This window comes from Hyphomicrobium methylovorum (assembly GCF_013626205.1).
Classification (GTDB): Bacteria; Pseudomonadota; Alphaproteobacteria; order Rhizobiales; family Hyphomicrobiaceae; genus Hyphomicrobium_B; species Hyphomicrobium_B methylovorum.
Genome location: NZ_QHJE01000001.1, coordinates 2,523,677 through 2,544,457, shown reverse-complemented (window position 1 = coordinate 2,544,457; position 20,781 = coordinate 2,523,677). Strand labels below are relative to the sequence as shown.

20 protein-coding genes and 1 tRNA gene are annotated in these 20,781 nt (G+C 57.5%); 12 read left to right on the top strand and 9 right to left on the bottom strand.

What is annotated here, in order from left to right:
• The first annotated feature begins 194 nt into the window (after nt 1-194).
• Nucleotides 195-3,080, top strand: a complete 2,886-nt coding sequence (gene uvrB, locus DLM45_RS12280) for an excinuclease ABC subunit UvrB (protein ID WP_210269838.1) — start codon at nt 195-197, stop codon at nt 3,078-3,080.
• A 144-nt stretch (nt 3,081-3,224) separates the two neighbouring features.
• The gene (locus tag DLM45_RS12275) at nt 3,225-3,803 is read left to right on the top strand and encodes a type 1 glutamine amidotransferase domain-containing protein (RefSeq protein WP_181337382.1); all 579 of its coding nucleotides are present in this window, start codon (nt 3,225-3,227) and stop codon (nt 3,801-3,803) included.
• A 72-nt stretch (nt 3,804-3,875) separates the two neighbouring features.
• Here the strand turns inward: DLM45_RS12275 and DLM45_RS12270 are convergent, their stop codons facing one another.
• Together DLM45_RS12270 and DLM45_RS12265 are read right to left on the bottom strand one after the other, a co-directional pair.
• Nucleotides 3,876-4,289 (bottom strand): hypothetical protein, encoded by a 414-nt coding sequence (locus DLM45_RS12270; protein WP_181337381.1) that lies wholly within the window; start codon nt 4,287-4,289, stop codon nt 3,876-3,878.
• A gap of 98 nt (nt 4,290-4,387) precedes the next feature.
• Nucleotides 4,388-4,693: a hypothetical protein gene (locus tag DLM45_RS12265; protein WP_181337380.1), complete on the bottom strand. Its 306-nt coding sequence runs from the start codon at nt 4,691-4,693 to the stop codon at nt 4,388-4,390.
• A 243-nt stretch (nt 4,694-4,936) separates the two neighbouring features.
• On the opposite strand from DLM45_RS12265, the gene DLM45_RS12260 reads away from it, so the two are divergent.
• Nucleotides 4,937-5,713 (top strand): histidine phosphatase family protein, encoded by a 777-nt coding sequence (locus tag DLM45_RS12260; RefSeq protein ID WP_246317357.1) that lies wholly within the window; start codon nt 4,937-4,939, stop codon nt 5,711-5,713.
• Nucleotides 5,714-5,854: 141 nt separating this feature from the next.
• Here the strand turns inward: DLM45_RS12260 and DLM45_RS12255 are convergent, their stop codons facing one another.
• Complete coding sequence (locus tag DLM45_RS12255) at nt 5,855-6,355, bottom strand: hypothetical protein (protein ID WP_181337379.1); 501 nt, start codon at nt 6,353-6,355, stop codon at nt 5,855-5,857.
• Nucleotides 6,356-6,810: 455 nt separating this feature from the next.
• Here DLM45_RS12255 and DLM45_RS12250 point away from each other — a divergent pair, with 455 nt between their 5' ends.
• Nucleotides 6,811-7,263, top strand: coding sequence for a hypothetical protein (locus DLM45_RS12250; RefSeq protein ID WP_181337378.1), 453 nt, complete (start codon nt 6,811-6,813; stop codon nt 7,261-7,263).
• Nucleotides 7,264-7,339: 76 nt separating this feature from the next.
• Complete coding sequence (locus DLM45_RS12245; RefSeq protein ID WP_181337377.1) at nt 7,340-7,714, top strand: hypothetical protein; 375 nt, start codon at nt 7,340-7,342, stop codon at nt 7,712-7,714.
• A 124-nt stretch (nt 7,715-7,838) separates the two neighbouring features.
• Here the strand turns inward: DLM45_RS12245 and DLM45_RS12240 are convergent, their stop codons facing one another.
• The gene (locus DLM45_RS12240) at nt 7,839-8,501 is read right to left on the bottom strand and encodes an MBL fold metallo-hydrolase (RefSeq protein WP_181337376.1); all 663 of its coding nucleotides are present in this window, start codon (nt 8,499-8,501) and stop codon (nt 7,839-7,841) included.
• A 217-nt stretch (nt 8,502-8,718) separates the two neighbouring features.
• Between DLM45_RS12240 and DLM45_RS12235 the strand changes: the two genes are divergently transcribed.
• Complete coding sequence (locus tag DLM45_RS12235; protein ID WP_181337375.1) at nt 8,719-10,188, top strand: outer membrane protein; 1,470 nt, start codon at nt 8,719-8,721, stop codon at nt 10,186-10,188.
• An 80-nt stretch (nt 10,189-10,268) separates the two neighbouring features.
• On the opposite strand, the gene ctrA is transcribed toward DLM45_RS12235, so the two are convergent.
• Entirely contained in the window at nt 10,269-10,967 is a 699-nt protein-coding gene (gene ctrA, locus DLM45_RS12230; RefSeq protein ID WP_181337374.1) for a response regulator transcription factor CtrA, read from the bottom strand.
• A gap of 677 nt (nt 10,968-11,644) precedes the next feature.
• On the opposite strand from ctrA, the gene DLM45_RS12225 reads away from it, so the two are divergent.
• On the top strand, nt 11,645-12,028 hold the full coding sequence (locus tag DLM45_RS12225; RefSeq protein ID WP_181337373.1) for a flagellar export protein FliJ: 384 nt from the start codon (nt 11,645-11,647) through the stop codon (nt 12,026-12,028).
• A 461-nt stretch (nt 12,029-12,489) separates the two neighbouring features.
• On the top strand, nt 12,490-13,221 hold the full coding sequence (locus DLM45_RS12220) for a hypothetical protein (RefSeq protein ID WP_181337372.1): 732 nt from the start codon (nt 12,490-12,492) through the stop codon (nt 13,219-13,221).
• Between the two features lie 87 nt (nt 13,222-13,308).
• Here DLM45_RS12220 and sciP read toward each other — a convergent pair whose 3' ends face one another.
• Nucleotides 13,309-13,587, bottom strand: coding sequence for a CtrA inhibitor SciP (gene sciP / locus DLM45_RS12215; protein ID WP_045836900.1), 279 nt, complete (start codon nt 13,585-13,587; stop codon nt 13,309-13,311).
• A 406-nt stretch (nt 13,588-13,993) separates the two neighbouring features.
• On the opposite strand from sciP, the gene mnmA reads away from it, so the two are divergent.
• The 4 genes from mnmA to DLM45_RS12195 all read left to right on the top strand — a co-directional run bounded on the left by mnmA (nt 13,994) and on the right by DLM45_RS12195 (nt 17,152).
• The gene (gene mnmA, locus DLM45_RS12210; protein WP_181337371.1) at nt 13,994-15,193 is read left to right on the top strand and encodes a tRNA 2-thiouridine(34) synthase MnmA; all 1,200 of its coding nucleotides are present in this window, start codon (nt 13,994-13,996) and stop codon (nt 15,191-15,193) included.
• A gap of 39 nt (nt 15,194-15,232) precedes the next feature.
• Nucleotides 15,233-15,964, top strand: coding sequence for a class I SAM-dependent methyltransferase (locus tag DLM45_RS12205; protein ID WP_181337370.1), 732 nt, complete (start codon nt 15,233-15,235; stop codon nt 15,962-15,964).
• A 127-nt stretch (nt 15,965-16,091) separates the two neighbouring features.
• A tRNA-Met gene (locus DLM45_RS12200) sits at nt 16,092-16,168 on the top strand.
• Nucleotides 16,169-16,312: 144 nt separating this feature from the next.
• Nucleotides 16,313-17,152, top strand: a complete 840-nt coding sequence (locus DLM45_RS12195; RefSeq protein ID WP_181337369.1) for a hypothetical protein — start codon at nt 16,313-16,315, stop codon at nt 17,150-17,152.
• A gap of 224 nt (nt 17,153-17,376) precedes the next feature.
• Here the strand turns inward: DLM45_RS12195 and DLM45_RS12190 are convergent, their stop codons facing one another.
• From DLM45_RS12190 to mtoX, 3 genes are read right to left on the bottom strand one after another with little or no spacing between them, the layout of a single operon-like run.
• Nucleotides 17,377-18,552 (bottom strand): cytochrome-c peroxidase, encoded by a 1,176-nt coding sequence (locus DLM45_RS12190; protein WP_181337368.1) that lies wholly within the window; start codon nt 18,550-18,552, stop codon nt 17,377-17,379.
• Nucleotides 18,552-19,229: an SCO family protein gene (locus DLM45_RS12185; protein WP_343062296.1), complete on the bottom strand. Its 678-nt coding sequence runs from the start codon at nt 19,227-19,229 to the stop codon at nt 18,552-18,554. Before DLM45_RS12185 ends, DLM45_RS12190 begins: the two co-directional genes overlap by 1 nt.
• A 43-nt stretch (nt 19,230-19,272) precedes the next feature.
• Entirely contained in the window at nt 19,273-20,541 is a 1,269-nt protein-coding gene (gene mtoX, locus DLM45_RS12180) for a methanethiol oxidase (RefSeq protein WP_181338307.1), read from the bottom strand.
• Nucleotides 20,542-20,781 lie beyond the last annotated feature (240 nt).

Here is a 20,781-nt window from a genome sequence, read left to right as displayed (position 1 = left end):
TCAACCGGCCTGCTGACGGCTCATCCCCCTGAACCGCATCGGTCGAGATACGTTCCATAGGATCGCGACCGCATGTTTTCGCTATCACCCTTTTCCACACCGGAGGAACTTACTCTTCCGTAAGGAGCCCTCCCGAAAAACCCAGTCCGCGCGGTATTTTGGCGGAAATCCATTGCGGGCTTTATACCGGGCGCTTGCCTATCTATATTTGCACCGTGCCCAAATCATCCAACACGCCCCCGCAGAAGCCGTTTCGCCCGCGCCCGTCGCGCGGCAAGGCCAGCAAGCCCGCCGGACCGCCTGTCGAAACGGCAGCCGGAACGCCGGGCTTTGGCGAAGCTCCGCAATCGAACTATGCCGCATCCATCGGCCACCTAACCCAGGGAGAGGGCTCGGGCGAAAAGCGCTCGCTTCCCGCGCTTCGCCAGTCCGGTCCGCGCCCACCCATGGGCGGCGAAAGCCTCACCGACAGTCTCAACGCGCTTCTCACCCGGCCGGAAGAACGCTCAGACCGCGCGCGCGAACTGATTGCCCGCCAGCCCCTGATGGCTTCGCATCCGATCGTCTCTGGCGGCATGCCGATGTTCATGCCGCACAGGCCCGATCGCCCCGAAAAAAGCGAAGGCGGAATTCCATTCAAGATCGTCTCCGACTACTCGCCGAAAGGCGACCAGCCGCAGGCCATTGCCGAACTCGTCGAAGGCGTAAAAAAGCACGAGCAAAGCCAAGTGCTGCTTGGCGTCACCGGCTCGGGTAAAACCTTCACGATGGCGCACGTCATCGAAGCGACGCAGCGCCCCGCGTTGATCCTCGCGCCGAACAAGACGCTCGCCGCGCAGCTCTACGGCGAATTCAAGAGCTTCTTCCCGAACAACGCCGTCGAGTATTTCGTTTCGTATTACGACTATTACCAGCCCGAAGCCTACGTTCCGCGCACCGACACCTACGTCGAAAAAGAAGCGTCGGTGAATGAGCAGATCGACCGCATGCGCCACGCCGCAACGCGTGCGCTGCTGGAGCGCGACGACGTCATCATCGTCGCGTCCGTATCGTGCATCTACGGTATCGGCTCGGTCGAAACTTACACCGCAATGACGTTCACCGTGCGCGTCGGCGAGAAAGTTTCGCGCGATCAGTTGCTGGCCGATCTCGTCGCGCTTCACTACCGCCGCAACGATCACAACTTCCAGCGCGGCTCGTTCCGTGCGCGCGGCGATTCCGTCGAAGTCTTTCCGGCGCATTTGGAAGATCGCGCTTGGCGCTTCTCACTGTTCGGCGACGAAGTCGAAAGCATCGTCGAATTCGATCCGCTGACCGGCACGAAAACCGACGAGCTCGCGCTCGTCAAACTGTACGCCAATTCGCACTACGTCACGCCGAAGCCCACGCTTCAGCAAGCAATCAAGTCGATCAAGATCGAATTGAAACAACGGCTCGAAGAACTCTACAACGCCGGCAAGTTGCTCGAAGCCCAGCGCCTTGAACAGCGCGCAACCTTCGACATGGAGATGATGGAAGCGACGGGCTCGTGCGCTGGCATTGAGAACTACTCGCGCTATCTGACGGGCCGCAACCCGGGCGATCCACCGCCAACGCTGTTCGAGTATCTGCCCGACAACGCACTCGTCTTCGCCGACGAAAGCCACGTAACGGTGCCGCAGATCGGCGGCATGTTTCGCGGCGACTTCCGGCGCAAAGCAACACTCGCGGAATACGGCTTCCGCCTGCCTTCCTGCATGGACAATCGCCCGCTCCGCTTCGAGGAATGGAACGCGATGCGGCCGCAGTCCGTATTCGTCTCCGCCACTCCGGCTGCGTGGGAACTGGAGCAGACGGAGGGCGCATTTGCCGAGCAGGTCATCCGCCCAACCGGCTTGATCGATCCGGTTGTCGAGATCCGCTCGGCCAAGTCTCAGGTCGATGATCTGCTGGACGAGGTGCGCCAGGTTTCGCAAAAAGGCTATCGCACGCTCGTCACCGTATTGACGAAGCGCATGGCCGAAGACCTCACCGAATACATGCACGAAAGCGGCGTGCGCGTGCGCTACATGCATTCCGACATCGAAACGCTCGAACGCATCGAGATCATCCGCGATTTGCGGCTCGGCGCTTTCGACGTTCTGATCGGCATCAACTTGCTGCGCGAAGGCCTCGACATTCCCGAGTGTGCGTTCGTCGCCATTCTCGACGCCGACAAGGAAGGCTTCCTCCGCTCGGAAACGTCGCTCGTGCAAACGATCGGCCGCGCCGCAAGAAACGTCGACGGTAAAGTCATTCTCTATGCGGATAAGATGACCGGCTCGATGGAACGCGCTATCGCAGAAACCAATCGTCGCCGTGAGAAACAAATCGCGTGGAACGAAGCCAACGGCATCACGCCGGAATCGATCAAGCGCAACATTCACGACGTTCTGCAATCGGTCTACGAGCAGGATCACGTCACCGTCGACTCGGGTCTTGCCGATAGCGAAAACGTCCAGGTTCTGGGTAACAACCTGCAGGCCGTCATCGCAGACATGGAGCGGCGCATGCAGGATGCCGCCGCCGATCTCGAATTCGAAACCGCCGCGCGATTGCGTGACGAGATCAAGCGCCTTCGCAGCACTGAGCTGGCAATTGCCGACGATCCGCTCGCACGCCAGTCCGAAGTCGAGGACAAGGCCGGAGGCTTCAAAGGCGACAGGAAATACGGCGCGAGCGCAAACCTGCCGCCGAAGTCTGCGTCGGGATCAAAGATTGCCAACACATACGAACCCGTGCAGCCCAGCCACGCGCAGCAGACATCGCGCGTCAAGAAACCGTCGCTCGATGACATGGGCCCGGGCACGGATCGCCCCATTCCAGCAGCGCGCATTCAGAACATTGATACGCGCACACGCGCCGGTGCTTACGGCGAGAAGATAGCTGGTCCGCATAAACCGACACTCGATGAGATGGGCCCGCACGCATTTCGCCCGGTCAAGAACGGCGACGCACCGTCACGCATAACCACACCGACGCGCACACGCGAGTTCGATGACCCAGCGCAGAAAAAAGGCCGCCGCGGCAGGCCCAAAAAGACCGGTCGACCGGGGCAATAAGCGACGTCACGTCTGCGCAGTATCGACCGCGTTCCCGAGAAAAACCCGCTAAATTTCGGACGTTTCCGCGCGCTTCCGCGCACGTGCGGAACGCCTGCGCATATCCGTCGTTCTCCTAGAATGTAAGTTTCAAGGAGAGTGACCATGCCAAAAATAAAGAACGCGAAAATTCTCATCCTTGCGACGGACGGCTTTGAGCAATCCGAACTCGAAGTTCCTCTCAACAAGCTGAAAGCAGTTGCGCAGCTTGTTCACGTCGCCGCGCCCAAAGAGCGCAAACAAAAAGAGTCGATCACCGGATGGCAAAAGCACGACTGGGGCAAGCCAGTGAAAGTGGATGCCGAACTGTCGGACGTTTCGACTTCGCTGTATGACGCCATCGTTCTTCCAGGCGGCCAGATGAATCCCGACTCTTTGCGCCAATCGCCGGAAGCTATGAAGCTCATCAAAGCGTTCATCGAAGAAGGCAAAGTCGTCGCCGCAATTTGCCATGCGCCTTGGCTGCTCATCGAAGCCAACGCGGTGCGCGGACGCAAGGCAACGTCCTATAGTTCGATAAAGACGGACATGATCAACGCAGGCGCCAACTGGGTCGATGAACCCGCGGTGGCAGACCAAGGCATCGTAACAAGCCGCAACCCGCAGGATCTTGAAGCCTTTGTCGCCAAGATCATCGAGGAAATCGAAGAAGGCAAACACGAACGCGCCGTCCTCGCCGCCTAACGGACAAAACGGCAAATAAAAACGCACGCTCCAAAAGGGCGTGCGTTTTGCCGTTTTTGAAGGTGATGCAGGTTAGATCCGCGGAGCACCGGAATTCATGTGATAGGTAATCATCAGCATGGCCATCAGGATCGCGGAGAAGAGCCCCGCAAGCGCTCCCAGAAACGCCACGCCCATGTTATCCGCCAGATGACGATGAAGATCGTGCGCAGCGAGACTGCCAGCGAACGAAGCAATCGCGGAATAGATCAACACGAGGGATGGAACGCTCGAGTCATCCGCTCCTTTCCCAGCACCGAGGAAAATGATTTTGTAACGGGCGACGCTCGCCATCACCGTAGCGATGAAGCCCGAAACGATAGCGATCGTCCGTGATCCAAGTCCGGTATCTTGAAGAATAAGCGCAACGCCTGCACCGATTACAGCGGCTACAAGAATAAGAATAATAAGACTTGCCGAAATAACACCGCCCGATTTGACTGCCATGCTCACCTCCTAAAATAAGGAATCGAGATAACGTCAATATCCCGCGCATGCATGGCCAGGAACGTCAAGGTCAACCAACCGCCGCCTCACGGAGGAGTTTAGCCAGCCTGCGCGCGCCTTTGCGGTTTCGGTGATTTGTCTTCAATGTTCTTGAGGATCAGAAGCAGCGTAAAGCGTAGAGCTTCCTCGACTGTCGGCATGGTGCGGCCCGGCTCGGCCAGATTTGCCGGGACCCAAATCAGTTCCTCATCCGTTGCCCGCCAGCTTCCAATGTAGGAGCGGCCACGCAGAAGCGTCACCCCGGAGCCCGCCAGACCTTCGCGGACACTGAATCCAGCCAGTTCCACCTCGGGAATGAGTTCGAGTTGGTCTAAGAGATCGCGATCGAGTGTAGAGCTTTCCATCGTATTCCAGCGACCGTTGGCGAAAAATCCTCATGTCGAAGCAAACTCGCCGCTGATCCTTGCGCCGCCATTGCGGGTGCCCATCCACGCAGGGCAATCCGATAGCGAACAGGGATCACTTAAGTCTGCACACTGGTTCTTTAACGACGCGAGCGTTAAATCCTCGTTAAGACTTGGTCGCCTCACGGGGGTATACGATACGTGCGGGCAGCCTCAGCACCGGCCATACGAGGGAAAATCGGCATGAAACATCTTCGGAAGTCTTGCCGCCAGCTGCAACGCGTTTGGGCCGTTGCGAGTCTTGCCTGGATTGCAATTATTGCCTGGCGCGCCAGCACTGATGCGCCGCTGCTGTCATCAAGCGTTCGCCCGGACGACTTCTTCTCCCATTACGAATTTCGCACCGCCCTCATCACGCATTATCTGAAGGCGGCCGTGCTCGCGCTCGGTATGCCGCTGGTCATTTATGCCGTCGGCTTTCTCTCCTGCCGCTACGCGGGCCTCTCCTCGACGCCGGTCGTTGCGGCGGAGCGCACCGATTCCGGCCCCGCGCGCATCCTGCTGATGCGCCACGCCGAAAAAACCGGCGATCAAGCAGATATGCATCTTTCCGAAGCGGGCAAAGCGCGCGCCGAACGGCTCGTCACCTACATTCCAGAAACGTTCGGAAAGCCGGACTTCATCTTCGCTGCTGCCGTCTCGAAGCATTCTTTCCGCTCGATCGACACCGTAACGCCGCTCGCCAAAGCACTCGGCCTTGAAGTGCATCACGACATCGAGGACAAAAATTTCGAGGAACTCGTCTCCGAGATTTATTCGAACCCGGTTTATAGCGGCAAAACTATTGTCATCTGCTGGCATCACGGCAAGTTGCCGGAGATCGCCGCACTACTGGGCGCGCCGGAAGGGACATACCCATCCCCCTGGCAGCCCGACACGTTCAATCTGATTTTGGATTTCGTCTATTCGCCGACGGCGGAAGTCCCGCCTACGGTCACTCAGGTTGTCGAACCCTTCTAGCAGCCCCGCGCGAAAGACCCTGGGGCTGCGGACGACACCATTCACTGACAAAACACTAGAGCCCGCTCCCGGATCTTTTCAGAACCCGAACAGGCTCTAGTGCGCGGCGCACATGGACGCTCGCTCCCCCCTTAGGCGGGATCAGCACTTCTTCAGCGTTGCCGCAAGCTCGCGGAACACATCGGAATTCTTCGGAAGCACTTTCACGGACTGAGCACAGCCCTCGCCCGCCACGGCCATATGCGCAGCAAAGAACTGCCCGGAAAGCTGTATGTCGAAACCCGCCGGCGTCAGCTGACCTTCAACCGTTCCGCCGATATCGTTGATCTTGTCCTGCCAAGCGCCCGTCAAGCGCTCGCCCTGGAGTTCCAAATCCGTTGCGGCGTGCAGCTTGAAGCTCGCGCCATCATCGCAACGCAACGTCTGCCGCATGCCGGGCGCATCCCGCCGCGGAATGTAGGTCACGATGCATTTGAAATTCGACTGGGGACCTGAGTTGGATGTCATCGTAGCCATGCCGACCCATCGTCCGGCCAAGCCAGCCAACGGATCCGACGGCGGCGCCGCGCGATTTTCAGGTGCTGCAAGACTGGAAAGCGCAGCCACTGCCACATAGATGGCGGCGCGGAATGATTGACGCATCGAACGCAACTCCCTCACAAACGGACGCAACCAAAGCGCTTCCCGCGCCAAGTCGACTTCTAGTTGTATCCGAACCCCATATGGCCGGGCTCCGTCAGCTCCGACGTTCGCCACAACCGGCGATGGAACGACTTTGACGCGGGATAGCGACAGTTTCGGGGCCGGATTTGGGTTTCTCGCGGGCCGGACGCCAATCTCCGTCGAGTGACGCACGACACGCACCTCGCGCAACAAAATCTTAGTCACGCTCGTTTATGGGGGAATTCGTTCCTCCCAGCGCCGCCGACTGTCATTGTCGGGCAACACTTTTTCGAGACCATCTGGAGTTCAACCATATGGCTCGCAAAATAGAAGTAGCCAGACAATAATGTGCGCCGCTTGTGCCGCCACGAAAGGGATGTCTCGTGCTCTGCAATCACAGAACCGCCGGCAGGCTCGTCCGGGCCGTGCCAGCCATGCTGGCTGCCGTCGCTTTTAGCTTCGCTCTGCCCGCAGCAGCCGCCGGGAATAACCCATTCCCATCGCTCGTTGGCACGTGGACCGGCTCCGGCACCGCCAAATTCGATGGCGGCAAAACTGAAAGCCTGCGCTGCAAGGGCTACTACACAAGCCAGGACAGCAAAGAAAATCTCGGGATTTCCATCCGCTGCGCGAATGCGTCAGCCAAAGTTGAGCTACGCGCTAACATCGTGGATAGCAACGGCAACGTCAGCGGCCACTGGGAAGAACGCACGTACAATCAATCGGGCAGCGTGAACGGCAAAGCATCGAACAACCGCTTGAACCTCGCGATCAGCGGCGGCATTTCCGGTTCGATGCAGGTCTCGATCAGCGGCCGGTCCCATTCGGTGACCGTCGCGACCAGCGGTCCATCGCTGAAAGGCATCAGCATTTCTATGACGCGTTGATCGATATCAGCGACTCCGGTCTCATGCCGGGGTTCGCAGCCGCGAGGGGCGGCGACTGACAGGGGAACGATTCTAAATGCGCGCAATTACAGTGGGCCTCGCAACGATGGCCGCAGCCATTCTCGCAACCGCCATCCCACAAGACGCGGATGCAGGTGGCATCCGTCGCCTACGCTCGAACTATGAGCCGGGTGAAGTCATCACCGCGCGCAGCCATTTCGGCAACGGCGTCGTTCAAAGCGTCGTCCGCAGGGGCCGTTACGGCTGGCAAGTCCGTCTTCCGCGCGGAGGCACCTGGGTCGATTGCCGTCGCAGCTGCGAGGAAACGCTGCGCGTTCAAACCGTCGACATCTTCGGCGACGGCACCAACTCGCTCAGCAACGGCGGCTACGGCACGCTCGCCAACGAATGCGGCATCTTCGGCTGCTTGCACTGGGAATACTCGTTCTAACGAGGTCCCTACCGCGCGTGCGGCCAACTCCCCAAAAGGGGAGTCGCACGCCGCTAGAGAAACAACCTGCCGCGCGTGCGGCCGGCTCCCCGAAGGGGAGTCGCACGCGCCAACAAAGACTCCCTCAGACGAGAAACGGATTCGTCTCCCGCTCCGGCCCGAACCTGCCCGGCGGGCCATGACCGCAAATGAAGGCGACGTCGTCGCCCAGCGGAAACAGCTTCGTCTTGATCGCCGAAATCAGCGCATCATGATCGCCGTACGGGAAATCCGTGCGGCCGATCGAGCCGCGGAACAGCACGTCGCCAACAAGCGCGAACCGTTGGTCCCGATCGAAAAACACAACCGATCCCGGCGAATGCCCGGGGCAATGGAAAATCTCAAACGTATGTCCGGCGAGGGTGACCGTATCGCCGTCGTCAAGCCAGCGATCCGGCGTAACGTTGCGCACGCCGTCAATGCCATACGCCTCACCCTGCTTCTCGAGATTATCGAGCAGGATGCTATCGGCCTGATGCGGCCCTTCGATCTTGACGCCGAGCTTGTCTCTTAGCTCCGCCGCTCCGCCAGCATGATCGATGTGACCGTGCGTCAGCAGAATCTTTTCCACCGTCATTCCGGTGTCGGCAATCGCCTTTTCGATGCGATCGAGATCGCCGCCGGGATCGATCACAGCGCCAACTTTCGTCGCCTCATCCCAGACCAGCGTGCAGTTCTGTTCGAACGGCGTCACCTGAATGATCGCGGCTTTCAAAGGAGATAGAGGCGAAGCACGTGTATCGGTCATCATCGCTGTCCTGTGGCTACGCGCAGAACTTAGGCGATCTGCACACTGTTCGGAAAGCATTGGTTTTCTGCCGCCCGCCAGGTAGCTCAATACTCGGTCCGAGGACTCTCGGATACATGCGAATCGGCAATCCGCAGCATCCCGTGCCCGCACGAAGCAGAATCACATTACTCCAGCCCGCATTGCAAATTTACCTAGCACTTGTGGGATAGAAGTCATGACACGCAATCTGATGAAACTGATTTTGATGTCAGGAGTAGCAGCGTGGATAGCCACACCAGCAGCCGCCAATGATTGGGGCGGCTTCTCGCTGGGAATTGGCGGTGGCTACGGAATGGCCAAAAACGATCTCGATCTCGGCGCACCGATTGATACCGATGCCAGCGCATCCGTCGGCATCCACGGCCTTGGCGGAGCCGGAGGATTCTTCACCCTCGGCGCCGGGTACGATCACGTTCTTCTCGGACCACTCGTCGTCGGTGCATTCGTCGACTACGACTTCTCCGACATCGACACGAACATCAACGTCAATGCATTCGGGTTCTTGGACGCCAACGTAGGCTTCAAGATCAAGAACCAGCTCTCCGTCGGCGGCCGCATCGGTTACCTCATCTCGCCGACGACGATGTATTACTCCACCTTCGGATACGCGCACGCCGAATCGAGCGACCTCGACGCTTCACTGTCGTTGGGTGGCGCGACAGGCGGCGGCACGCTCGCAAGCATCGGCAGCTTCGACGGCTACTTCCTCGGCGGCGGCATCGAAACGATGATCTCGAACGGCTTCAGCGTGAAAGCCGAGTATCGCTATACGTCGCTGCAGGCCGAATCTCTCACCTTTACTGAAGCATCCGGTATCGGCGACGCAGTGACGGGATCGATCAAGCCGCAAATCCAAACAGGCCGCGTCTCGCTGAACTATCGCTTCGGCGATGGAAAAACCGAAAAGGTCGATGACTCCATTCCTCCGATCACCAGCAGTTGGACCGGCGGATACATCGGCGTCGGCACGGGTTACAGCGTTGCCAACAGCGATCTGAAGATTGGCGAGAATTCACCAGTCCCAGGCTCGGCATTCGGGGTCACCGTTCCCTTTGGAGGAGACGGCGGCTTCATCTCGGGCACGGTCGGATACGACTACCAGATGAATTCGCGCTTTGTGATCGGCGCGTTTGCTGACGCTGATCTGACCAATGTCGATCAGAAAAACAGCTTCGGAATAAATACGGATGGCCTTGGAATAGGATTTGGAACCTCCACTGGGTTCCGTAATATTTTGATGGTTGGCGGCCGTCTCGGCTATCTCACCACGCCAGACACGCTCGTCTTCGTCAGCGGCGGTTACGCCAACGCCAGCATGGAAGACACCTACCTGACCTCTGGAGCAAGTTTTGAGGGCGTGCCGTTGGGCTCGGAGTCCATCACGTTGATCGACGGCAGACGCTACGACGGTGGCTTCATCGGCGGCGGCATCGAAACACGGTTGACGGACGCTCTGTCTCTGAAGGCGGAATATCGCTACATCGACCTCGGCACCCGCAGCGCAACGCTGTTGCCGAACGAACAGCCTGAAATCAACCAGGTCATTTCGACAAAGTTCGATAGCGACATTCAAACTGGGCGCGTGTCGATCAACTACCGCTTTGGAAATCCGCTTGGCACGGCTGACGCCGCTCCGCTCAAGTAGCTCCCAAGCTTTCGAATATCCAGAAACACGACAGGGGCCGAAAGGCCCCTGTATTATGACGGAGATTGAGCGAAACCGAGTTAAGCGGCTTCAGATCCCTCATGGCCAGGATCGCGCAGGACGTATCCCCGGCCCCAGACCGTTTCAATGTAGTGCTTACCGCCGGTCGCAGCCTGCAGCTTCTTGCGAAGCTTACAGATGAACACGTCGATGATCTTGAGTTCCGGCTCGTCCATGCCACCGTAAAGATGGTTGAGGAACATCTCCTTCGTCAGGGTCGTGCCCTTACGAAGCGAGAGCAGCTCGAGCATCTGGTATTCCTTGCCCGTCAGATGCACCCGCTGGCCGTTAACGTCGACCGTCTTGGTGTCGAGATTGACGCGAAGATCGCCCGTCTCGATGACCGACTGCGCATGACCCTTGGACCGGCGAACAATCGCCTGGATGCGCGCTACCAGCTCATCTTTATGGAAAGGCTTCGTCATGTAGTCGTCGGCGCCGAAGCCGAGACCACGAACCTTGTCGTCGATGCCTGCCAGACCCGAAAGGATCAGGATCGGCGTCGAGACCTTCGAAACCCGAAGTGTCTTCAGAACTTCATACCCGCTCATATCTGGCAAATTCAGATCAAGCAGGATGATGTCGTAATCGTAAAGCTTACCGAGGTCGACGCCCTCTTCACCAAGATCGGTGGTGTAAACGTTAAAGCCCTCGGACTGTAGCATCAGCTCGATGCTCTGCGCTGTCGCGCTGTCGTCCTCAATGAGTAGAACCCTCATAGCCGTCCCTCTGGTGCCAATCCAACCCGTCTCCGCGCCATGTCTGCTGTTCGCCCAAAGAAACGCATCACACTCGAGCTAAGCGATCGTTAGGAATTTAGCGACGAGAGGTTAACAAACCCTAATGCGGCGTTAGCCATTTCATCAAAGTGAACCGACACCGCTGGGACGGTGTGCCTCCCTTCGCATCATGCGAAGCGGATAAGCGTATCCTCTCACGCCAAGCCATGACGGCTCATCGCGTGCCGAGGCCGGCTCGCTTAAGATTCGAAAATAGAAATAAGAACTGCGCCCCTCTCGTCCGCCCACAAATCCCGCCGCGAAATCCAGACATCGGGGCGCCCACCCCTCAATCCGTCTTTTCGACCGCCTTGCGACCTGCATTCGGTACGAATCAAGAGCTAACAGAATTCGCATCCCAGCCCTAGATAGGTTTGGATAAAAACTGCCCCATCACGGCACGATCCGTCAGAAAAGGTTACGCGTTGCTTTACCGCAACTTAAGTGCAACATGCTAGACGTAGTATTGAAGTAGCAACGAGAAAGTTCTTGCCCCTTAACGGAGCCCGTTAACGGCGATCTTCATGTTGCTGCGGCCACGAAGTCTAGCCGTTCAGTTGGCACATTTTATGTATCGCCGCTGTCACGGGTTCGAAAAGTGTTTGGGGTATCGGACGATGAAGTCACGTGACACGGCCATCCGCGTGAAGCAGCACGCAGTCGACGAAAAATCGCGTAAGGTTGAAGACCTTGAGCGAATTATTCGCGAATTTGATCAAATGGCTTCCGATCTCGAACGCCAGATCCAGCTTGAAGAAGACCGTACCGGCGTGCGCGACCGGGGTCATTTCTCCTATTCCACCTTTGCCAAGGCTGCCGCCCAGCGCCGTGACAACCTCCGCCAGTCGACGGAAGGCCTGCGCGAGAAGCTGGCTGCCGCCGTCCGCGAGCGCGACGACACGGTAGAACAGCTTTCCCGCGCCGCTCAGCAGATGGAAGGCCGGGACGATCCGCGCGGTCACCGCCGCGACCGTCCGTTCGGGCTGACAGCGCTCCGCTAAGCTCCGTTCCGAGATAAGAATCAAAGCCCCGTCGGCCCTGCGCCCGCGGGGCTTTTATTTTGGGTCACTTTGTCCCGAACCGGGATAAACGGATGAAGCTGCCCCCAGCTCAACCCAAGATCGCAAGGGCGATACGTCTGCAAGAATCCAAAAAATCCGCCCGCGGACTCTCCAGCCCTCCCGCACCCAGCCCTCCCAGAACAAGTCCCGCAAAGCGCGCCTTTCCAATTGCTGGAGGATAACGCACCGAAGAATTCGGATCGTCAGCGCACACCAGAACGCCACAAACCGCCGCGACCCAACGCTATTTCCCGCGCATAGTCGCCACTTTCACCTGTCACGATCACCGGAAGCGAGCTTATCGGTGGGTAAACCTCTTGCCCACGAGCGAGAGCGCAGGCACACGCGATCTGGATTGGGATTAATTCTCGATTCCCTTGGAGTCGCCCGACGGAAATCGCATGGCAAAAGGGAGCGCATCGAAGGTCGTGATTGCGCTGCTGTCGGTTGCGACGGCGGGCTGCGCTGGCTCGGGCGGTCAGTCGCCATCCTTCACCCTGCCGAGCTTGCCATCGGTCGGCGCACTTCAACTATCATCCGAAAGCGCACCCGATGGAGCGCCAGCCGCGCCCACGTCGTCTGGATCGGCCACTGCCGCCAACGCGTTGGACGAACACAAGGCTCCGGTCACGACCCCAATCAGCGGATCAGTTGGATCGGCAACGGCCATCTATTCGCGTGTCGCCAGCGGCGCGATGAGCTGCTGGTTCGCTGTCGGCGGGCCGTTCAAGTCGGAATATATCTATCACGCATCCGCAGATGCACCCTCGCGCGGTGGCAAGGCAGCAATCGCCATCCATCGGCGCGATCCAACGCAGCCAAATCCGCGCGGCGCGAAAGTCTATCTGATCGACATCACCCCGTCCGGCGATGATTCCGCGAACGTCACCACGGAAAATCGCAAAATGCCGGACGCCTTCGCCAGCGCAATGACGGAGGACGTTCGCCACTGGGCGCAGGACGAACCAAGCTGCACGACGCCATCCGTCGTCGCGGCTGCTCGGCCGCCCGCCGCACCGGCAAGCGAAAAAGCAACTGCGGACGCAGCGAAGCATCCGAAGACCAAAGCGGCGAAGAAAAAGCCGAAAGTGAAGGCTGCAGAAGCAACGGCCAACGCCCCGCACTCCAATTAGGAATACGGCGTCAGGCAACTGCCATGCGCATAAGCTTACGAGCGGCCGCTAAGCCACTCGCGCAAATACCTTCAGCGTAGGCCGAGGTTAATCGCGATAATCCTGGAGCCGCGTCGCACGCAGGCCCGGAAGACCATGCTTGTCGATTGACCGCTGCCACGACAGGAATTCGTCAACGGTCAGCGTATAACGCTCACACGCTTCCTCAATGCTGAGAAGGCCACCGCGAACCGCAGCCACGACCTCAGCCTTGCGACGGATCACCCATCGTTTGGTATCCCGCGGGGGAAGATCTGCGACCGTGAGCGGCGACCCATCGGGTCCGATCACGTAGCGCCCGCGCGCTCTCATTTGCTGTTCGGTCATGATACTCAATACACACTCTCTGACCACATCATCACGTTATAGCGGCTTGCCATTAAATTACCACTAAGCCCTTGAGTGAAAAAGAGTTAAAGGGTCGTGTCAATTCAACGATTCAGCGCCTCGGATTAAGCGTTGTTGAGACCATGTTCCGGTTTGAAACAGCGCAGTAACCCAAACCAGGAAGTAGCGAATATCGGGCCAAATGAAGTGGTTGGCGCTTGCGTCGCCTTGCGGGAGAACCATTTAATGGCTTACTGATCTATCGGCGCTCGCGGCGGATAACGGGTAAGCTGGCGCAACGCCTGACAAGTACTTGATACAGCATATTCTTTTGCCGAAACACGGCACCTTGGTATAACTGCGCGAGACCCGCGCTACACCGCAACCCTAGCTTTCCCGGCCCCCGATGAGCGAAACGCTGACACCTATTCCCCCAGCCACCACACCGAAACGCGTCGTCGTGGCGATGTCGGGCGGCGTCGACAGTTCAGTTGCAGCAGCCATCATGAAGGCCGCCGGACATGAAGTTATCGGCGTCACCCTTCAGCTTTATGACCATGGCAGCGCTACCCAGCGCAAAGGCGCCTGCTGCGCCGGGCAGGACATTCACGATGCCCGCCGCGTCGCCGAAACGCTTGGAATTCCGCATTACGTGCTGGACTACGAAGCGCGCTTTGCCGCCAAGGTCATCGAGACATTCGCAGAAAGCTACGTGAACGGCGAAACGCCGATTCCTTGCGTAACCTGCAATAACGAGATCAAATTCCACGATCTACTCGACACCGCCAAGGAACTCGGCGCGGAAATACTGGTCACAGGCCATTATGTTCAGCGTCGCGACACGCCAAACGGGCCAGAGCTTGCTCGTGCGGCCGATCCCGAGCGCGATCAGAGCTATTTTCTCTTTGGAATTACCAAGGAACAGCTCGCAGCGCTGTGGTTCCCGATCGGCGGCATGCAGAAAGCTGACGTCCGCGAACTTGCCCGCACTTTCAATCTTCCCGTCGCGGATAAGTCCGACAGCCAGGACATCTGCTTCGTGCCGACCGGCCGCTATACGGATGTAATCGAACGCCTGAAGCCGAGTGCGCTTGATTCGGGTGACATCGTGCATCTCGACGGCCGCGTTCTCGGCCGCCACGATGGAATTGTGCACTACACGGTAGGACAGCGCCGCGGCATCAAGATCCCAGCGCCGGAGCCTCTTTATGTGGTTCGCCTGGATGCGGCAAAAAACGAGGTCATCGTTGGCCCCCGTTCCGCGCTGACGACCATCGGCCTTGAGCTCCGCAACGTAAATTGGTTGGGAGAAAACCCCTTCAATGCCAGTTGCGACCAGGGCTTATCGCTTTTTGTTCGCATGAGATCTTCGCAATCACTTCGTCCAGCAATTGTCACTTCAGGGCCAAATCGCAGTGCGACAGTCGCACTTCAGGATGGAGAAGAAGGTATTGCGACCGGACAGGCGTGCGTGTTTTATGCAGACGCTAGCCCGGGAGCACGCGTCCTCGGGGGTGGATGGATTGCGAGAACGGTGAAAGAAGCTGCAAGCCAGAGCAGCTTCCGCGCTGACGACCGGATGCCGGCCGTAGAAGCGCGGAGCTAAGAGACCTCGGCTAAGCAGCAGCAAGTATGGAGATAAGCGGTGGGTAAAGACGGCTTGGACTTTCGACGCGCGTCGGCACAAGCGGGTGTTGCCAAAAGACGGTTCGAGACGAAGCCCATCCAGCTTGACGAAGGCGCGGTGAAGGATGCGTATCGCCGCTGGGCACCGGTGTACGATTATACCTTCGGCGCAATCTCAACAGCCGGCCGCCGGCACGCCGTAGAGATCATCAACAGTGGCTCCGGACGTGTTCTGGAAGTCGGCGTCGGCACCGGCCTCTCCCTTCCCGAATACAAAAACCACCTCGACATCGTTGGAATCGATCTCGCGCCGGAAATGCTCGACAAGGCCCGCGAACGCGTCAAAGCCGAAAAGCTGGCGCACGTTTCCGGCTTGCACGAAATGGACGCGAGCAATCTGAACTTCCCGGACAATCACTTTGACTCCGTCGTCGCCATGTACGTCATCACCGTCGTACCCGACCCGCAGAAAGTGATGTTGGAACTTGCCCGCGTGACGAAGCCCGGTGGCCAGGTCATGCTCGTCAACCACTTCAGCCAGGACGAAGGCGTCCGCGGCTGGGTCGAGCGTCAGATGGCGCCCTTTGCCGACCTCGTCGGCTGGCACTCCGTGTTCGACGTCTCCCGCGTGATGGTCTGCGATAACCTGAAACTGATCGACCGGAAGTCGCTGCGGCCCTGGGGCATCTTCACGATGATGCGTTTCCGCAAGGAAGCCGTGTCGGAGCAGCATCCCATTGCGGCTGAATAATTAATCGAACTTAGCTTACCGGTTACCGATCACGGCGGCACTTAAGACAGTGCGCGTCTGCCGTGTTGACAGAGCCGGTCGGCGCTCCCTATAGACGGGTCTCTTCGCGGCAGACTGCTCGCGACGTGGCGGGATAGCTCAGGTGGTTAGAGCGACGGTCTCATAATCCGTAGGTCGGCGGTTCAAGTCCGCCTCCCGCTACCAAAAACACCGTTATAAAAGTCACCCTTTATTCTAATCGGATCCCCCGGATGAAACGGGCTGAGGATAACGCGCGCAGAAATGCGCATCCTGGGCCAAACGTCGACTATAACGTCAGCACACTTCTCAATCGGGGGGAGAAGGCTGATGGAAGTCCAACAGACGGCTCCGCGTCTGATTGAAGTTATGGGCCCGCCAGGGGTGGGCAAATCAACCACGCTCAAAGCGTTGTTCGGAGATCCGGCGGTCAGCGAACACTACATGGACCGCTTCGTTTCCGAGAAGCAGCTCCAATATCTGGGCTACGACCAGGAGAAGACCGCTTTCGACCGCGGTTCCTATCGCCAGGCCTTCGAACTCGTCTTCAACATTCTCGCGGAATCCGATCTCCGCGTATCCAGACGCGTATTCGCACTGGATATGTGCCGGGAAACGTTGCTCACACGATACAAATTGGAGAATGGCGCAGCCAACAGTCTCGGCGAGAGACACATCGTGCACGATGAATTGACGCTCCATCGCGCACTCAGCGTTCTCCCATTTTCACGATGCAAAGAGCGTGATGCGAGAGAGTATTTTCGAGTTGCACCCGTTCCGGACAAGCTGATCATCTGCCTTGCTGCCCCGGAAACGATTGCTGAGAGAGCACTGACTCGCGGCGGTCTGATAAACGGCTATCAAGATTATCCGACGGAAGACCTGCCAGTCTTGATCTCGGAACTGACAGACTGCTGCTTCATCGCCGCCGAAGAACTTTCGCAACGCGGGGTCGCAGTTGGATTCGCGCATCTCGACGTTGAATTGGAAAGCTCAATGAGCTCTATCAGAGAGCATCTTCCATTGGCCTCAATTCAACACGCTGACAGCAAGCCACGCAAAAAGAGCTGGCTCACGTCCATTCTATCGTCCGCGTTATGTCCGGCTATGGAGTTAGCAACGGGCGAAGCCATTCAAAATGGCCTGCCAGCGGCACTATTGCTGGCTTGAGCGCCTGAATCAGCACGCGCTGCAAGGATACGTCCGACATCCCAATATGCGGGGCCAGCGTAAACGCAATTACTCCGTGCGCCGAATAAAAAGGACGGCGATTTATTCGATCGCGCAAATGTAAGAATTCAATCGCGTAACGCGCTGCACGCGATATTCGCCATTTCTCGCCAATAACGAGAAAAGATGTATTGCGATTGATATATCGCAATACATCTTCAACTTCAGTCGGTATGCGGAAGCAGCTTCGTATCGCCGTCCAACGTTTTGAGGAAGGCAACCAGGTTGGCCTTCTCAGTCGCTGTGAGTCCCAGAGGCGCGATCTTGTCGCTCATACCATCATGCGGAATGCCACCGCGATCATAGAAGTCGACAACATCCTCAAGGTGCTGGAGCGAGCCTTCATGCATGTACGGCCCCGTGCGTGACACGTCTCTCAAGCTCGGTGTCTTGAACGCCCACCGATCTTCAGGATTGACCGTTACTTCGAAACGACCGAGATCGTTCTTCCACGGCTCACTCGCAGAGCTGACAAGCTTGTCTGTGATCGAGATGAATGTGTCCGGCGTCAGCTGGACTTTGAAAGTACCAGTGCCAAGAGACTGCGTCTGATAATATCCGATCCCGGTATCATGGAAGAGATGATCCGTGAAAATCGCGCCATCAGAGTCGATCAAGTGACATTGCGTGCAACGGCCCTTGCCAGAAAAGACTTCGAAGCCGTCTTTCTCAGCTTGAGTCAAAGCGGTCTCATCTTTCCCGAAATACCAGCGGTCAAACCGCGAATTTCCAGAAAGGAGAGTCCGTTCAAAAGCCGCGATCGCTGTCCCGACGGAGTGCATCGTCGGGCCTTCACCATTGAAGGCTTTCTCGAAGAGATTGTCATAGTCGGAATATGATCGAATGCGATCGATCACCATCCCAAACGACGTGTTGCCCATTTCGGCATGATCGAGAAGTGGCAGCCAAGCCTGTTGGGCCAAGTCGGTTTCACGACCATCGTGAAAAAACGTCTTCTGATACGCGACGTTCAGAATCGATGGCGCGTTGCGACGCCCGGTGCGCCCCTCGATGCCGATCGCACGACTTGTCTGATTGGAGGCGAAACCGTTCTCTGTAAGATGACACATCGAACAGGAGAGCGTGTTGTTGAATGAGAGGCGCCGGTCGGAGAAAAGTTTCTTCCCGAGAGCGATCTGCTCTGGCGACCCGTCGGTCCAGGTCTTCTCTGGTAATCCGAGAGGAACACCACTCTTATTCGTGTTCGCTTTTAGATTGGCCGCCTGAAACGGCGCCGTGAAAACAAAAGCCAGTCCTGCCATCGCTAAGAGCGCGACTGATACCTTCTGGACGCGCCCGACGCTTGGAGGGCGCAGTCCAGCAATAAACCTATGTGCCATTAGTTCGTTCTCTTTTTTTCCAGATCGCTCTCGATAACCAGTGTCCGGATATCGTTGAGCATTACCTGTGGGTCCAGAAAGGCCGTCGTATAGATCTCTCTCACCCACTGATTTTCATCAACCAGATACACTTTGATCATGTGGTTGATGACGTCTGTCACTTTTCCGTCTTTATCTACCTCTCGCGAGGCAGTCTGGTTGGCGTCAGCGATAATTGGTTTCAAAAAAGAGTTCGACCAAGTGGTGAGGAAGTGCCACGGAGCAACCTTCGGGGCATCGCCGAACGAACGCGCAAACATTTCAAGACGCTCGGGCGTATCAACATCCGGATCAAGCGTAAGGAAGACAAGCCTTACGCGGCCATGAAGAGTGGGATCCTTTCTGATTTCTTCCTGCACATTCTGGTATGCCAGCCAAGCGACCGGACATCCATTGAGGTCAGTGCAGTTCGTATAGAAGAATGAAAACAGCGTAATTTTACCGCTCATGTAGCTCGAAAGCCGATGCGGCCGCCAAACACTATTCTCGAGGACCCAACCCGTTGGGGCCTTCTGTATCTTGTGGAGCTCGTAAGTTCCGGGCTCCGGATAAATAGTGCCGGCAGAGCCGGCACCCGCGATCGTCACGTGCAGAAGCAGTGAAGAAGCAAGTGCCAACCCGCCGGCCAGTAGAGTCACAAGTCTAGGCATTTTCTGGAGGAACATATCAAACCTTAAGCGGCTACTGCCGCGTGGGGAACGATTGGTTAGTGCCGAGTTCTGCAGCGTTCGTCTTGGACGAGAACTTCATATGATGAGCGCGGCCGAGCTTGAGCTCGTTGAAGTCCACTGTGAACTTCTCGACGAGTTCCTTGCCGTCCCAGTCATAGGCCTTGAGCCACTGATCGTTCTCAGCGCCCTTCTTGTCCCAGTTCGCGATGAGCGACGTGGTGAAGTACACGCGCTTACCGTCATAGGACTGCGAGACCATGTTGACCTGGTTGCCCATCTTCTTCGAGAACACTTCCTTCGGATGTTCCGGCTCGGAGATGTCGTAGAAGCGGGTCGTTCCATCAAGGAAGGTGTTGACCCACAGACCCTTGGCATCTGCCGTGATCGAGATATCGACAGGGAGCGGAATCTTCGAAGGATCGCCGATCGTCCCCGTTTCCTTCGCAATCCACTCGCCCTTTTCATCCTGCTTGATGAGCCAGAGCTTCGAGGTGAGCGCCGTTGCCGTGTAAGCCCAGTTATGTTCAGGCTTCAGCGACCAACGGATTTCGAGCGGAGCACCCGGAACGTTCAGGATCTTCTCAGCCTTCATGGACTTGAGATCCCAGATCGCCATCGTGTTCCCGAAGCGCTTCATCGCCTCAGGATCTTTGACCATCTTGCCAAGGTCCATCATGTAGTTGTTCCAGCCCGTGAAGGAGGAGGTCAACAACACGTTCTTGGCGGGGTTGATGCCGATGTCATATCCGTATCCATCGCCACCATCGGTGACGGGCATCGGATGCAGTGAAACCAGCTCACCTGCGTTCGAATAAACAGCCAAACCTGTCTGACCGTCATGCGTCTTCGTGTTCGACAGCGCCTGGATAAGCATGCGGCCTGGCAAAGCGTAGAACGTATGCGGGCCAACATAGCCGGTCCGGTCAGCGAAGTCGGTGATCGTCTTGATCAGCTTCGGATTCGCCGGATCGATGAGATCGAAGATGAAAATCTTGTTGTCATCCAGACGGCCAGCCCACAGGTAGCGACGATCATCGGTGAAGCCCGTGTGATGTGCTTCGCCACGTCCGCCAACCGAAAGTGTATTGATGACCTTGCCGTACTTGTCGGACTTCGGATCAACACTGATCGTCACAAGCTTATCAGACTCATCGCCCATGCCCGGCATGCCGAGCGTCCAGACATGAAGATACTGCTCTTGGCCCGTGATCAGCGCGGTTGTGAACGGCGAATTGCAGGTTTCGTCTGCGAACGTTCCGGGAATGACCGCAAACCCCATGGCTAGGGCACAAACGCCCGCCAACAAATGCTTCTTCACCTTGGTCCTCCTTCCGTCGCACTATGCGACGGCTTAATTCAAGATTGCTCTTCAGTGAGCTAAGAGGAGCATAGCCGAGCGCGTACACCTTCTTAAATTGTATTTGACAATGACCCTTATTTTGCAAACCTATAGATCAAAGACATTGCTTGCTAACCGATCTGGAATTTTAGTAGATCGTTCCAATATTAGAAAATCGGT

What these genes read in the sequence shown, in the direction of transcription:
- DLM45_RS12250 (WP_181337378.1), top strand. Translation starts at nt 6,811, where the DNA reads ATGCTGGCTGCCGTCGCTTTTAGCTTCGCTCTGCCCGCAGCAGCCGCC.
- DLM45_RS12190 (WP_181337368.1), bottom strand. Translation starts at nt 18,552, where the DNA reads ATGGCACATAGGTTTATTGCTGGACTGCGCCCTCCAAGCGTCGGGCGC.
- mnmA (WP_181337371.1), top strand. Translation starts at nt 13,994, where the DNA reads ATGAGCGAAACGCTGACACCTATTCCCCCAGCCACCACACCGAAACGC.
- DLM45_RS12245 (WP_181337377.1), top strand. Translation starts at nt 7,340, where the DNA reads ATGCGCGCAATTACAGTGGGCCTCGCAACGATGGCCGCAGCCATTCTC.
- mtoX (WP_181338307.1), bottom strand. Translation starts at nt 20,541, where the DNA reads ATGGGGTTTGCGGTCATTCCCGGAACGTTCGCAGACGAAACCTGCAAT.
- DLM45_RS12275 (WP_181337382.1), top strand. Translation starts at nt 3,225, where the DNA reads ATGCCAAAAATAAAGAACGCGAAAATTCTCATCCTTGCGACGGACGGC.
- DLM45_RS12235 (WP_181337375.1), top strand. Translation starts at nt 8,719, where the DNA reads ATGACACGCAATCTGATGAAACTGATTTTGATGTCAGGAGTAGCAGCG.
- DLM45_RS12265 (WP_181337380.1), bottom strand. Translation starts at nt 4,693, where the DNA reads ATGGAAAGCTCTACACTCGATCGCGATCTCTTAGACCAACTCGAACTC.
- DLM45_RS12240 (WP_181337376.1), bottom strand. Translation starts at nt 8,501, where the DNA reads ATGACCGATACACGTGCTTCGCCTCTATCTCCTTTGAAAGCCGCGATC.
- DLM45_RS12225 (WP_181337373.1), top strand. Translation starts at nt 11,645, where the DNA reads ATGAAGTCACGTGACACGGCCATCCGCGTGAAGCAGCACGCAGTCGAC.
- DLM45_RS12270 (WP_181337381.1), bottom strand. Translation starts at nt 4,289, where the DNA reads ATGGCAGTCAAATCGGGCGGTGTTATTTCGGCAAGTCTTATTATTCTT.
- DLM45_RS12195 (WP_181337369.1), top strand. Translation starts at nt 16,313, where the DNA reads ATGGAAGTCCAACAGACGGCTCCGCGTCTGATTGAAGTTATGGGCCCG.
- sciP (WP_045836900.1), bottom strand. Translation starts at nt 13,587, where the DNA reads ATGACCGAACAGCAAATGAGAGCGCGCGGGCGCTACGTGATCGGACCC.
- DLM45_RS12260 (WP_246317357.1), top strand. Translation starts at nt 4,937, where the DNA reads ATGAAACATCTTCGGAAGTCTTGCCGCCAGCTGCAACGCGTTTGGGCC.
- DLM45_RS12220 (WP_181337372.1), top strand. Translation starts at nt 12,490, where the DNA reads ATGGCAAAAGGGAGCGCATCGAAGGTCGTGATTGCGCTGCTGTCGGTT.
- ctrA (WP_181337374.1), bottom strand. Translation starts at nt 10,967, where the DNA reads ATGAGGGTTCTACTCATTGAGGACGACAGCGCGACAGCGCAGAGCATC.
- DLM45_RS12255 (WP_181337379.1), bottom strand. Translation starts at nt 6,355, where the DNA reads ATGCGTCAATCATTCCGCGCCGCCATCTATGTGGCAGTGGCTGCGCTT.